Annotated in this window: 12 protein-coding genes; 3 read left to right on the top strand and 9 right to left on the bottom strand. The window is 56.8% G+C overall.

All coding sequences use genetic code 11. The annotated features are described in order from the left end of the window. Nucleotides 1-9: 9 nt before the first annotated feature. Both HQL98_06825 and HQL98_06820 read right to left on the bottom strand, forming a co-directional pair. Entirely contained in the window at nucleotides 10-1377 is a 1368-nt protein-coding gene (locus tag HQL98_06825) for a hypothetical protein (protein ID MBF0271756.1), read from the bottom strand. Beyond that, a complete protein-coding gene (locus HQL98_06820; protein MBF0271755.1) occupies nucleotides 1374-2039 on the bottom strand; it encodes a response regulator transcription factor in 666 nt (221 codons plus the stop codon). Before HQL98_06820 ends, HQL98_06825 begins: the two co-directional genes overlap by 4 nt. A 121-nt stretch (nucleotides 2040-2160) precedes the next feature. Between HQL98_06820 and HQL98_06815 the strand changes: the two genes are divergently transcribed. The 3 genes from HQL98_06815 (at nucleotide 2161) to HQL98_06805 (ending at nucleotide 4490) form a co-directional block, all read left to right on the top strand. Continuing rightward, nucleotides 2161-2763 carry a cytochrome b/b6 domain-containing protein gene (locus HQL98_06815; GenBank protein ID MBF0271754.1) on the top strand — a complete coding sequence of 201 codons (603 nt, stop codon included), beginning with the start codon at nucleotides 2161-2163 and terminating at the stop codon, nucleotides 2761-2763. A gap of 213 nt (nucleotides 2764-2976) precedes the next feature. After that, on the top strand, nucleotides 2977-3186 hold the full coding sequence (locus HQL98_06810; protein MBF0271753.1) for a PepSY domain-containing protein: 210 nt from the start codon (nucleotides 2977-2979) through the stop codon (nucleotides 3184-3186). An 89-nt stretch (nucleotides 3187-3275) separates the two neighbouring features. Continuing rightward, complete coding sequence (locus tag HQL98_06805; protein MBF0271752.1) at nucleotides 3276-4490, top strand: cation transporter; 1215 nt, start codon at nucleotides 3276-3278, stop codon at nucleotides 4488-4490. Between the two features lie 186 nt (nucleotides 4491-4676). Here the strand turns inward: HQL98_06805 and HQL98_06800 are convergent, their stop codons facing one another. The 7 genes from HQL98_06800 to HQL98_06770 all read right to left on the bottom strand — a co-directional run bounded on the left by HQL98_06800 (nucleotide 4677) and on the right by HQL98_06770 (nucleotide 13152). After that, nucleotides 4677-5732 (bottom strand): NAD(P)-dependent alcohol dehydrogenase, encoded by a 1056-nt coding sequence (locus HQL98_06800; GenBank protein ID MBF0271751.1) that lies wholly within the window; start codon nucleotides 5730-5732, stop codon nucleotides 4677-4679. 197 nt (nucleotides 5733-5929) lie between these two features. Then, nucleotides 5930-7738: an HlyD family type I secretion periplasmic adaptor subunit gene (locus tag HQL98_06795; protein ID MBF0271750.1), complete on the bottom strand. Its 1809-nt coding sequence runs from the start codon at nucleotides 7736-7738 to the stop codon at nucleotides 5930-5932. Beyond that, nucleotides 7728-9881 carry a peptidase domain-containing ABC transporter gene (locus tag HQL98_06790; protein ID MBF0271749.1) on the bottom strand — a complete coding sequence of 718 codons (2154 nt, stop codon included), beginning with the start codon at nucleotides 9879-9881 and terminating at the stop codon, nucleotides 7728-7730. Before HQL98_06790 ends, HQL98_06795 begins: the two co-directional genes overlap by 11 nt. Before the next feature lie 30 nt (nucleotides 9882-9911). Continuing rightward, nucleotides 9912-10244, bottom strand: a complete 333-nt coding sequence (locus HQL98_06785) for a hypothetical protein (protein MBF0271748.1) — start codon at nucleotides 10242-10244, stop codon at nucleotides 9912-9914. A 27-nt stretch (nucleotides 10245-10271) separates the two neighbouring features. After that, on the bottom strand, nucleotides 10272-12230 hold the full coding sequence (locus tag HQL98_06780; GenBank protein ID MBF0271747.1) for a M10 family metallopeptidase C-terminal domain-containing protein: 1959 nt from the start codon (nucleotides 12228-12230) through the stop codon (nucleotides 10272-10274). Nucleotides 12231-12331: 101 nt separating this feature from the next. After that, nucleotides 12332-12820, bottom strand: coding sequence for a hypothetical protein (locus HQL98_06775; protein MBF0271746.1), 489 nt, complete (start codon nucleotides 12818-12820; stop codon nucleotides 12332-12334). A 68-nt stretch (nucleotides 12821-12888) separates the two neighbouring features. Further along, entirely contained in the window at nucleotides 12889-13152 is a 264-nt protein-coding gene (locus HQL98_06770) for a hypothetical protein (GenBank protein MBF0271745.1), read from the bottom strand. Between the last annotated feature and the right edge of the window lie 368 nt (nucleotides 13153-13520).

The raw sequence follows: 13520 nt of genomic DNA, 5'->3' as shown, positions 1-13520 counted from the left end.
CAGGAATCGTCAGGCATAAAGCAGGCGGCTGGCATCCAGCCGCACCCGAACCTGAAATCCCCCCAATGCCTCGGAACGCCCCAATACCAGCTCACCGTTGTACACCGTGACAATCTCTTGCACCACCGCCAGACCGATGCCATAACCGGGCATGCTCTGATCCGCCCGTCCGCCCCGTTTCAGGATCTGTTCAAACTGCTCCGGGGGAGAGCCGGGACCATCGTCTTCCACGGTGATCTGTAACCCGGAATCCCGCTCCACCGTACACCGTACCGTGGTTTTGGCCCATTTGCAGCCGTTGTCCAGCAGGTTTCCCACCAACTCCAGCAGATCCTCCCGATCCATCGAGATCATCAACCCGGCGGACAACCCGGCGGGAATGTGGGCCTCCACCCGAATGGCCTTGTGGGCATACATCTGTTCCATCATTTCCACCAGGGTGGTCAATTCAGCGCCCGCGTCGATGGGGGGGGCGGCCTGGGTGGAGCCGGCCATGCGCACCTGTTTGAGAATCCGACCCGACAACGCACCGATGGTCTGGATCTGCTGCTGCATCCGGGTGCGCAACGCGGGATGGGGATCCAGTTCCGGTTTCTCCGTCAATTGCAGCAAGACGGTCAGCGGCGTGCGGATGTTGTGGGCGAAGTTGCCGCTGACCTCCCGCGACTTTTTGAGCCGATTGGCCAGAATCGACCACAACCGATTGATCTCGATAATGAAAGGCAGTAGCTCCAACGGCACCGAGGTGGTGGTGAGCGTGTGAAACGTGCCCCGTTCCAGTTGCTGCAATTCGTCTTTGGCCTGTTTCAAAGGATGCAGACGACGTTTGACCATTTCCCGTTGCAGGATCAACAGCACCACAACCGCCAACAAGGCAATGACCGCGTACCAGACCTGGGTGGTCTGGACGATCCGGTCGTTCAGGCTGACCTCTTCGGCGACCAGGATGGTGATGGTCTGCTCCTGCTTGTGAAACCGACGCACCAGGGTCAGAATCGGTTCGTTGCGCGGACCCTGCATCATGGTATGGGTTTCGACGACACGGGATCCCATTTCCGGCACCACCAGTTCCGTATCCCACAACGAGCGGGAGCGGAATACCGTGTCTCCCACCTGTACATGATAATAGTGACCCGACCAGGGCTGCACATAGATGGGACTGATGCGGGCCGGCAGCAGTCGGGGCGTCGAGGGATGAGCGGGGGGAAACTGCAAGGCGACAAACAGCGCCTCTGCGTCATGGGCGAGCCGGGAGGTGACGTATTCGGTGTTGATGCGATTCAGGGCCACACTCATCAGGATCCATTGACCCAGAAAGACCGGAATCAACACCATGGCCAGACCAATGGCCAGACGGTTTTGCAACGACGGGTTCATACGCGACTCCGAAAAACATAGCCCTGGCCCCGACGGGTTTCGATGCGCTCCGGCCCCAGCAACAGGCGCAACCGTTTGATGTAGACCTCGATGACGTTGCTGTCCTTGTCTTCGTCGTATTCGTACACATGTTCGGTCAAACGGGTTTTGGAAACGGGTTGGTCCGGGTTCAACATCAGGTAACGCAACAGACGGAATTCGGTTCCGGTCAATTTCTTCAGCTCCCCGGAAGACAGGATCACGCACTGCTGCTGTTCATCCAGCACCAAGCCATCCGCCTGCACGGCGCTTTGCAGCCTGCCGTGACTGCGACGAATCAGGGCAATCAGCCGGACGATCAACTCCTGGGTGTGAAACGGTTTGCCCAGATAATCATCCGCTCCCGCCTTGAATCCGTCCACCCGCTCGTGCCACGCATCCCAGGCGGTCAGAATCAGCACCGGAACATTGTTGTTTCCCTTGCGCCAGTTTCGCAGCACCTCCAGACCGGGCCGTTCCGGCAATCCCAGATCCAGAATGATCGCGTCATACGGCTCTTCGTTGCCCAGATACTCGGCCTCGACCCCGTTGGAGGCCACATCCACCGCAAAACCGGCCCGCCCCAGACTCTCTTGCACACCCGCAGCCAGAGCGTTGTCGTCTTCCACCAGTAACAGACGCACACCAGACTCCTTTCACTTTTTTTAATAAAAAAAATGCAGCGCCAATTTTTTCAGGTTCATTTCATATTGGCCTGTTTAAAATCCGGTTTCATCTACTTCAAACAAAACGAGGATTCAAACCATGCTCTATGATCGCGTCACACGACTGCTGCACCTGATGATGGCCATCGGCATCACCGGACAACTCCTGAACTCTTTGCTCATGATACACCCAAAACCGGGACGATCGGCGAATGCATTCTATGCATTGCACGAGATTTGGGGTCAAGTGTTGCTGGTCTTGCTCATCGTTCACTGGATCTGGTGTTTGGTGCGGGGGGGCGACATCCCGTTCGCCTTGCTGTTTCCCTGGTTTTCGCCGGAACGCTACGGAGCCATTCGCGAGGATGTGAAACGGTACGTAAACCATGTGCGTGAATTCCGTCTGCCCGATACCGCTCAAGCCAGTCCCCTGGCCAGCGCCATTCAGGGGTTGGGATTGATCGCCGCCACCCTGTTGGGGGTGAGTGGCACCATTCTTTTCTTCGGCATGGAGAAAAATGGCGCCATGAGCGGATTGGTCCACGACATCAAGGAGGTCCACGAGGTGTTGGGCAGCCTGATGTGGTTGTATCTGGTGGTCCATGGAGTCATGGGTATTTTGCATCAATGGTCTGGCCATGGCAGTATGGGCGCCATGATCCGGGTGTGGGAAAAAAATCCATCCTCCAATCGTTCCGTGTGAACGCTCCAAGGCCTGATACCCCGTGAACACGCAACCAAGGATACCGCCATGAACCCTGCATCTGCATGCCGGATGGTGACCGACTGTCGCATCAAACTGTGGCATGGTATTTTCTTGTTCGTGGCGACATGGGGTATCAGTCCTTGTCTGGCCAAATCCCATGAAACGGTCCCGGAGGCATCCCATCATACCGACCACGAATTGGCACGACAGATGGTGCGCTCCGGGGAGATCCTGCCTTTGGAGCGCATCTTGAATGGCGATCATCGGGTCCGGGGGAAACATCTCATCGATGTCGAATTGGAAAACGAAAAGGGAAGGTTCATCTATGAAGTGGATGTGCTCGATGAACAAGGATCGGTCATGGAATACGAGTTCGACGCCAGGACCGGACAATTCCTGCACGAAAAAAAGAAACAGTAGGCGTGATCGATCGGCTTTGTAACCTTGCCTATGCCGGCCTTTTTAAGCCATGCTGTTCCTATTCAATCTTTCTCAAGTCAGGGGAAATCATGATGCCACACGGGTCGCACGGGTCACACGGGTCACACGGGGTCACGAGTACCAGGGATGTCCGTTATGTCGAAGCCAAGCGGGTCACGCAAGTGGGTACGGCGGGTGATACCCTGTTGACCCTGGGGAAACTGATCATTGGCCTGATGACCGGATCGGCGGCCCTGGTGGCAGAGGGATTTCACTCGGGGGCGGATCTGCTGTTCGATCTGGTGGTGCTGGTGGGCATGAAAATCGCCCGCAAAAAACCGGATGAGGGACACCCCTATGGCCATGGCAAATTTGAAGGGCTGATCAGCTTGTTGCTGGCCGTCATTCTGCTGCTTGTGGCGGTGGGAATCGTGGTGGACGCGGTCCAGCGCATGGGCTCGGACAAATTGACCGCACCCGGTCAAATGGCGTTTTGGGTGGCGTTGATTTCCATCGCCACCAAGGAAGCCCTGTTTCATTACACCGTGCGTGTGGGCCGGAAACTAAAATCCAACATCATCATGGCCAATGCCTGGCACCATCGGGCCGATTCGATCTCCTCGTTTGCCGCCATGCTGGGCATCGGGGGCGCCTTGATGGGCTATCCGATTCTTGATCCCGTGGCGGCTGTGGCCGTGGCCTTTTTCGTCAGCAAGGTGGGTCTGGAAATCGGACATGATGCCATCAAGGAGTTGACCGACTCCACGGAAGCCGTGGACGAAGAGATCCGGGAACAGATCAATCAGGTGATTCACGACATCCCCGAAGTGATTTCCGCCCATTTCGTCACTCCCCGGCAGTTGGGACCGGATATCATTGTGGATGTCCATGTGGTGGTGCCGATGCATCTGACTGTTTCCGAAGGCCATCAGGTGGCGGAAAAGGTCAAGTTCAGTCTGTTGCAACATGTGATCGCCATCACCGAGGTGGTGGTGCATGTCGATACCGAAGACGATCTGGTGAGCAATGTGCCCATCCTCGCCACACGACAGGAAATCATGACCTGGATCGTGGGAGAAATCCCGGCTGGTCAACCGGTCCTCGGAGTGATTCGACTGCAACCCAACTATTCCCGCAAGGGGATTCATCTGGATCTGGTGCTGAAAGTGGATGAATCCTGCACCTTTGAACAGATCCATGCCGATGTGCAACAGTTGTGCGACCGCCTGTTGAACGCCGACAAAGGCGTCGTGGAAGTGCGCACCAGTTTGAGATCGGTGGAGGATCAGCGGGACACGGAGTGAGCTTGGTTTTTGTCGTTAAAACGTGAACCGCTTGCCGTACCCGCGTTGCCAGTCATGACTATCCTGTGAAGCGGGTCGGGGTGCGGCGATGGGCTGGATGAAACAAAGATGATCGACTACTCGACCGGTTCCTGGCCGGAAGGGTGTGAACCCTGGCGTTGCATCGTATCGCCAGGGTTCGTTTTTTCAGGCATTCAGGGAAGCCAGATCGATCACGAAGCGGTATTTCACGTCACTTTTGAGCATGCGTTCGTAGGCTTCGTTGATCTCTTGGATCCGGATCACCTCGATATCGGAGGTGATGCCGTGCTGGCCGCAGAAATCCAGCATCTCCTGGGTTTCGGCGATGCCGCCGATGACGGAACCGGCCACGGATCGGCGTCCCATGATCAACGATACGGTATTGAGCATGGGATGCAGATCCCCCAGATAGCCGACCAGCACCAGCGTTCCGTTGAGCGTCAGCGTGGGCAGATAGGGATTGAGATCGTGGACGCTTGGCACGGTGTCGATGATCAGGTCGAACTGTCTTTGCACGGCGGCCATTTGCCCTTCGTCGGTGGAGAGCACGACCGTGTGCGCTCCCAGACGCCGCGCATCCTGCTCCTTGCCCGGCGAACGGGTGAACAGCGACACGTCGGCACCCAAGGCGTGCGCCAGTTTCAGCGCCATATGGCCAAGCCCGCCCAGGCCGATAACCGCCACCTTGCTGCCCTTGCCGATCTTCCAGTGGCGCAGCGGCGACCAGGTGGTGATTCCGGCGCATAGCAGCGGTGCTGCCTCGGCCAGATTCATGCCATCGGGAATTTTCACCACGAATTGGTCCGACACGACGATTTTTTCGGAATATCCGCCGAAGGTGGGCCTGTTGTCGTGGCGATCCAGCGCATTGTAGGTGAAGGTTGGGAACGCCTCGCAATATTGCTCCAGCCCTTGTTCACAGGACGCGCAATGCTGGCAGGAGTCCACCATGCACCCGACACCAACCCGGTCCCCTGACTTGAAACGGGTAACCTCCGGTCCGACGCTGACCACGCGCCCGATGATTTCATGGCCGGGCACCATGGGGTAGATGCTGCCTCCCCAGTCGTTGCGGGCCTGATGCAGGTCCGAGTGACAGACGCCGCAGTAGAGGATTTCGATGACCACATCGTTGGCACGTGGTTCGCGGCGCTCGAAACGGTAGGGGGCCAGCTTCTCTTCGGCGGACTGTACGGCATAACCGAGTATGTTCATGGTCATGATTTTTTCTCCCGGATGAATGGATGCGTGGTATGGTTTGGATGCTGGTCAGGCCTGTTCCGGTTTGCGGCCACCGGTTTTTCTTTTCCCACATGAATACAATTTCGATACATATACTGAGTAGACCATGGCAAACCAAGGATTGGTTGCGGATGTAATGGCCTTGCAATGAATTTTATCAACAGACTGATACACCTTCATGGTTCTCGCAAACCGGAGTCCAGCGTGCGCATGATGGGATAAAAAAAGTAGGAAAGCAAACTGCGGGTTCCGACTTTGATTTCGGCAATGGCACTCATCCCGGGAATCAGACGGAAATCTGGCGGGATGTCACGCAAATTTTTTTGCTCCAGCGAGAGCCTGGCCCGATAGATTGGCTGTTTGCGTCCGGCGATCTCCTCTTCAAAAATATCCTCGCTCACGGTCAACAGTTCGCCATCCAATGTGCCGTGGCGCTGAAACGGGATGGCATCCAGTTTGATCCTGGCGCGATCCCCCCGGCGCAGATACCCAATATCGCGCGCGGAAATGTTCACCTCCGCCTGAAGCGGCATATCCACGGCGATCAAGGTGAGCAGCACCTCGGCTTGGCGAATGATCGAACCCGCCGTGCGGGGCGCGATTTCCAACACCACCGCGTCAACCGGAGCCGTCAATTGTACCAGCTTGAGCATCCGCGCATGTTTGGCCACCACTTCGGTCAACTTGATCAACTCGCGTTGGGCGATCATCAGTTCTTGACCATCCTTGTTTCGCCACTCCCCGGTCAGGGCGCCGCGTTGAGCCTCCGCAGCGGCCAATTTGTGACCGATTTCGTTTACGCCACTCAACAAACGCATGCTGTCACGCTGGGAGGTGCTTAATTGCCGTTTGGTTTCCAACCAGGCCACCCGGGAACCATGACCCTGCTCCAGCAGATCGTGGCGCATCTTTTCCAGTTCCATCAGGATGGCCAGATCGATCTGCAAGGCGTGATGATCCTCACGAGTCGAGTGCAGACGGGCGCGCAACTCCTGGATCGTCTCATCGGTGGCCAACAGCTGGCTGTTCCGCTCCAATCGACGCGACTCGTGCATTCCGCGTTGCAATCGTTCCTCGCCGGGATCTTTGGAAAATTGCGTGGGCGTCTCCCCCTCAAGCTCCGCGGTCAGTCGTTGCACCTGCGCCGCGAAGCTCTGCATGGAGGCTTGGCTGGAAATGGCCTCGGCCTCGGCAAAAGTCGGATCCAACTGGGCCAACAATTGTCCGGCTTTGACCTGCTGTCCCACCTGCACATCGATGGAACGAACGATCATGGTATCCAAAGGCTGAATGAAAATCCTGGATGCCCGTGTGACCAGTTTGCCTTCGCCACTGACAATGCGATCCAGATGCGCCAGCGAGGCCCATCCTCCCCCCACCAGAAAGAACAGGATCAAGGTGAAAAAAATCAGTCGGGCCGCCATGGGGAGCGGTTGCTCTTCAATTTCGATGGCGTCCGGCTGGAATTCCAGGCGCACCCGACGAAAACGCCGGGCATTGTCGCCAAACCATCCCCTCCACCAACCCGATGGATGGGATGGATGCGCACCGACCGTCTGCACCCGATCAGGATGGGCGATGTTGTCGTCGGCCTGACGCAACCGCGCCGTGACCATTTTGATCACGGACAGGGCACTTTCCGGACGCTGACGCAGCAGTTGGAAAAAGGCCTCCCGCGAATAGACCCGCAGGGTCAACGACTCCAGGGCCTGGGCAGAGGCGTTGCGCAGTGTGTTGTCGATCACGCCCATTTCGCCGAAAATTTCGCCTTTGCCCAGGATCGCCAAGCGAAACGGACCATCCTGCGACTGTTTGAACAACTCTACCTGGCCTGCCACCACCTGATAGGCGCAATCGCCCCTCTCTCCTTCCTGGAAGATCAGTTGGCCCCGCTCATACAACCGTTCCACCACCTCGATCACCCCATCTCCATCCACCGGGTCGGAGGTCGTTTCATCAGGCTTCATGGACGGGTCACGATTCATGACGATGCTGCTTGTACCATAAATGGCGATAAATTCCTTCCCGGGAGAGCAACGCCTGATGGGTACCCATATCCACCACCTCCCCTTGCTCCAGGACAAAAATTTGATCGGCGTCAATCAGCGTGTCCAAACGATGCGAGACCATGATTACGGTCCGCCCTTGCGCGATCCGGCTCATATTGTCCTGCACGATCGCCTCGCTTTCCGGGTCCAGGGCGCTGGTCGCCTCGTCGAAAATCAGGATGGGCGGCTGGGACAGCACTGCCCGGGCAATGGCCAGACGTTGCTTTTGTCCGCCGGAAAGGTTTCCGGCATTCTCTTCCAGGAGGGTTTCATAGCCTTGGGCGAGACGCTGGATGAATTCATCGGCGCCGGCAAGATGGGCGGCGGTCACCACTTGGCTGAACGAGGCTCCTGGCAACGATTGCGCGATGTTTTCGCGCACCGTGCCACGGAAAAAGAAGCTCTCCTGCAACACCACCCCCAGATTGTGGCGCAAATGAGAAAAATCCAACTCCCGGATGTCGTGCTGATCAAAGCGGATCGCCCCTTGTTGCGGCAGATACAGCCCCTGTAGCAGACGCAACAGCGTGCTTTTCCCGGAACCGCTACGTCCCACAATTCCGACCATGCTGCCGGCGCCAAAGGTCAGCGAGATGTCGTTGAGTGCTGGCACCGACATGCCCGGATAGTGGAATGTCAGCCTTTCCAGGGTGATTTTTCCCTGCAGGGGCGGACGCAACCCCACCTGGGTCATGGCCTGTTCCGGCGGGTGATTCATGATCTCACCCAGCATGCGTACCGACATGGCCGTCTTCTGGAATTCATTGATCAGCGACACCAGTTGCACCAGCGGGGAGCTGACCCGTCCAGCCAGCATTTGAATGGCCACCAATTCTCCAACAGTGAGCGCGCCCTGGAAGACTTGCACCGCCCCAAGCCAGACAATCACCACGGATAACAATTTCTCCAAGAAACCGATGATCGCTTGCGCGCTGATGGAGATTTTGCCCACCCGCATCTGCATGGTGATGGCCTGGGCCGAACTGTCGCTCCAACTGCGCCGCAATCCCGGCTCCAGGGCCAGGGATTTGACCGTGCGCATGCCGTGAATCACCTCGACCAGTTGTCCTTGCCGTTTGCCCTCGGCACGATAGAGCCGTTCGATCTCCCTCTGAAAGATGGGCATCACCACCAGCAGCGTTAGCCCCACCAGCCCGGAAAAAAGTACCACCACCATGGTCATGGTCACGCTGTAAAACAGCAGCGCCGGCAGGAAGATGAACAAGGCCCAGGTATCCATGACCGTCGAAAAGAGTTTTCCGGTCATGAAATTGCGGATCACCTCGGCCTGCTGCATATGCTTGATGATCACACCGGAGGAGCGGTTCTCGAAAAAGGTCAGGGGGAGTGACAGCAGATGCGCGAAGGTGCGGGAGGCGAGACGGATATCCATTTTATTGGTGGTGTGCAACAACAGATAGTTGCGCAAAAAGCCCAGGATCGACTCAAAAAAAATGGCGATGACCACCCCGATTCCCAGGATGGTCAAGGTCGCCTCGCTGTTGTGTACCAGCACCTTGTCGATGACGATCTGGAAAAAAAGCGGCGTGATCAACCCGATGGCGTGCAGGGACAATCCAGCCACCGCCACATGGGCGAAAGGTGACCCCTGCCGCAGAAATTCAGGCACAAACCAGCGCAGACCAAACGGTTGTTGTTCGTCGTCCCAGCGGTAACGCCGTTTGATTAAAATCACCTCATGTTGCCACATGGCCTCGAAATGGTCACGGCCGACAAAGATGAATCCAGCCCGGTCCGCCAAGGGGTCGGCCACCACCGCCTCTTCGACCCCATCTTTCTGACGCAGACCGGCCAACACCACGCTGTTGCCGTTGTTCAAACGCGCAATCACCGGATAGGCCGCCCCCAGACGGGTCAATTCGTCCCAGTTCATGGCGACCTTTTTGGCCTTGAAGCCCAGGTCATGGGCGATGCGCAACAGCAGACGGGACTCAATGGGGGCCGTGCCGATGGCGTAATCGTGGATGATGCGCTCCACGCTGACATCCATTTCGTGATGGCGGGCCACCATTTCCAGGGTTTTCAATGCGGTCTGTTGTTGTGTGCTGAGAGTCTCCATGGAAGTCCGGCGCGACGGTTGGGTAACAGGTCACATGAAATTGGGGGAGGTTGGCGGTCTTGGCATGCCACCCGACGGCTCTTCCAGGTGGACGCCATTCTTCTCCTCTCGGTTTTTCCCGCGTTCTTCTTGCGGACCAATCCCCTTCGTTGCGGTCAACTTGTGGACAAACGCTTCCAACGTGGTGAAGGCGCGCAAGAATCCATCAACCGGCATGATCAGGGCATGGGTGGTCACCGATCGGGGAGATTCTGACTCTTGGTCATCCGGGACCAGAATCGTCCATTCACAGCGAACCACGCCGCCGATCAAATCGGCTCGTCCAAGGGTATGGGCAAAAATTGTTTCCACCGGTTTTTCCATAAGCGTCCTCCTTCGGTCCCGTCTTTTTCAACTTTTGCCGACCAGAGTGCCCAGCATAGGCGCCCTGGACATGCCGGGATCCTCCACCATGGCAAACGTGTTGATCCCCGGTCCGGTGCCGTCGCGATAGGTCAGGGGGTGCAGTGGCGCATGAAAGCCCAATCCATGGTCCGGAGAGTGGCCACTGTCGCCAGAGAAATTTAAAGAATAATCCGCTTTGTCCGCATAACCCTCGACTCCCACATAATCATTGCCAAGGGCCAATCCCCGATGCGTCTGCCCGGCATGGTTGCCCGCATTGGCCGTCACGGTGAATGGAGTGTCCTGGTTGTTGTCACGGGACAGTATGGCGCTGGCACGCAAGCCAGCCAGACGGGTGGCCAGAGGTTGCCCGGTTGCCATGGTCGGCGCGGCAGGATCGTGCAGTCCATTTCCGCCCGAGCGGTCTCTGACCGTTACCAGCGCGGCGTCCAGGGCCTCCGGGTTGCTTGTTCCCCTTCTGGTGTGATTGACGGCCAGAGCGGAGAGGATCAAAGGATCGCCGGGATCGCTTCCGCTTACCCGATTCTGGGTCGACACGGGTATGGCGCTTAAGATCACCGGGCTGCCCGTTCCGGTCGTTTTCTCTCCCGTGCGGGATGAGGCGACCATTCCCGACGTGGCGACCGGCGTTACCGAAAGGCTTGCCCCGGTGATGCTTACGGCAGCCGTCGTGGTGACGAGGGAAAAGGTGAAGGGGCCTGCAGAATCTGCCAAAACACTGGAATAGCCGGCCGCATAATAGCCATTGACCGTCACCTGATTGCTCGATCCTTTGCCCTGGATGATCAGGTTGTCCGCGGAGCGGGAAAATTGCAACTGGCTGCGGTCGACATCCCTGAAGGTCAGCAGATTGTTGCCACTGGGGGCGATCAGCGTATCCTGTCCCCATTCCCCTTCAAACAGATAGCTGTTGGTGCCACTCCCGCCGATGAGGGTGTCGTTGCCGCCACGACCGTTGAACAGATTGTCTCCCGCTCCGCCGGTCAGCACATTCGCCACACTGTTGCCCAACAGGGTGTCGTTGCCACTGCCACCGATGGCGTTTTCCAGGGTGACGCCGTAGGCGACGGCCAGATTGTTGATGGCGGGGCCACTGCCATCGGGCATGGCGCCGATGGAACTGAAAGAGCCGGGATTCAGGTCAATGATGGAACGGAGGGTCTGATTGCCCGCATTGATGGTATCCGTGCCACCGGCATCCCATATCGCCGAGATGAAACTGGCTTTATCCGTCCAGACATAGGTATCGTTTCCAGTGCGGGTGGTGGTGTTGGCACCGTACATGGCCTGGATCGTCGCAATATCCATCAACATGGGCGACGACGGATAGAGATGTTGGTTCAGATAGGCGGGACTTTGGAAATAGGACATGATCGAGTGCTGTCGGTCATCGTTGCCATACAGACGTCCCGCTTCGATGGGTTGTCCATTGATTGCATCGTAGTTGCCCGAATGGTTGACGCCCAAGGCATGGCCCAATTCATGGATCAGGACGGTCAAACCATATTGACCGGGATCCATTTGCTGATTGGATGCCCAGGAGGTGCTGAGCCAAATATTGGCACGGGCAATGGTGGTGGGGCCGGAAATCCATTTGCGGGTGTAGGTGCCGCCGCCCTGGGTGGTGGAAGAGGCGCCCAGATTGATATTGGCCAATCCGGAGGTCTCGACGAAACGCACATTGGCCACGTCCGACCAGGATTGCAGTGCCACCGGTACCGCCGCTCGTTGCGTGCTGTTGAAAGCCGTGAATCCGGCCGCCTCGGTCAGTTCTCCACTGTTGGGGACTTGATTCATGATGTTGTAAGTGATGGTGGTGGTGCCCGCACTGCTGGCCCAATGCTGTCCGCTATCCAGTGTGCTGATATATTGTTGCAGTGTGGCATCGGGTTTGTCTGCCCACCAAGCCCCATCAGTGGTGGTGGGTAGGTTGCTGGTCGTCATGGCGATACTCCCTGGTATTGGTCGTTCCTTCCTGAACCGTTGATGCGCGGCAAAGGTTGCAACCACCTGTGTTCAAGAACCGGATCGGCCACTGCGCCCCATCAGAAGGGGGAGACTTTTTCAACTCCCGCGGCCGTGATCAGACTGGCTAACGCCTTGTGTAACGCCTGAAGTGCGGAATGGTCAGCCCCCCCCCAATCCGTCCCGGATGGCCAAAGAATCACCACCGGTGCTGCCGGAAAAAGGGAGCGTCCCCCATCGCTGGCATGATGACGGTACATGTTCATGGACAAGAGCAGCAATCGTCCCGACTTCGTCCCGGTCAAAGCGCTCAGGGCGACAATCCGACCATGCAGCAGAATCACCAGGGTTCCGGGGTCTGCCAACGCATCGCTGTTTTCCTGCAACCGCTCTATCACCACCCTGGACGATTGGATGGAGTTGGAGAGCAGATCGACCATGGCCACTCCGACCACCTCGGCGGTGGTTTGATCTGGTGTACCGGTTCCATCGGATGAGGTGGAAGAATCCTGCACGCGGCACAACACCCCCAAACGGGAAACGCCCCCATGGAATGGATTAGGCGACATGGCCTGACTCATCCCATGGGTTGGGGAGATCCAGAATACCGCAAACAGCAAAAACCATCCGCTTCGTTTCATGTCGGCAGGTTGCGCATCGCGGCGTCTCCCTCCTGACGTTTCTGCACAATCCCGGCTTTCAGCAATTGATCAATCAAATTCTGCATGGCCTGAAACGTGGAGAGAAATCCATCCAAAGGCATGATCAAACGACCGCTCTGTTGCAAATTGATCCGGTCGTCGCCGGACTTTTCCGGCGGATAGGCTGAAACCAGCTCCAGGCGCACCAATCCCCCGGAAAAGTCGACATGTTGCACGGCATCCGCGAAAATATCAGGCATCATCATTCTCCCAGTCAACGTTGTGGTGAAACCGCTGGATTGATTCTTTCGGTTCTTATGGAGGGTCCATAAAATTCTATTTTTAAGTTATTGTGTCCTGAGTTTCACAATAAATTAAATTAATCGAAATGCCAAGAATATTATTTTCTTGTTTTGTTGAATCTTGGAAGACTTCGTCGGCGAAAATGTGCCATAATACTTTATAGTATAACTGAATAAGTACTATACAATCATATGTCGTCACAAAATATTCATATGCCCATTCAAGCGTATATAAAAGGCCGGAAGTGCTGGGTGTTTTAATTCATAATTTGTAACCGTTCAGATCAGAAACGAAGGTGCCAAGCCTTGACAATGTGATTATTGAC

The organism is Magnetococcales bacterium, assembly GCA_015231755.1.
GTDB lineage: Bacteria > Pseudomonadota > Magnetococcia > Magnetococcales > Magnetaquicoccaceae > Magnetaquiglobus.
Note: the sequence above shows the minus strand (reverse complement) of the source record. Positions and strands in the feature narration are given on the sequence as shown.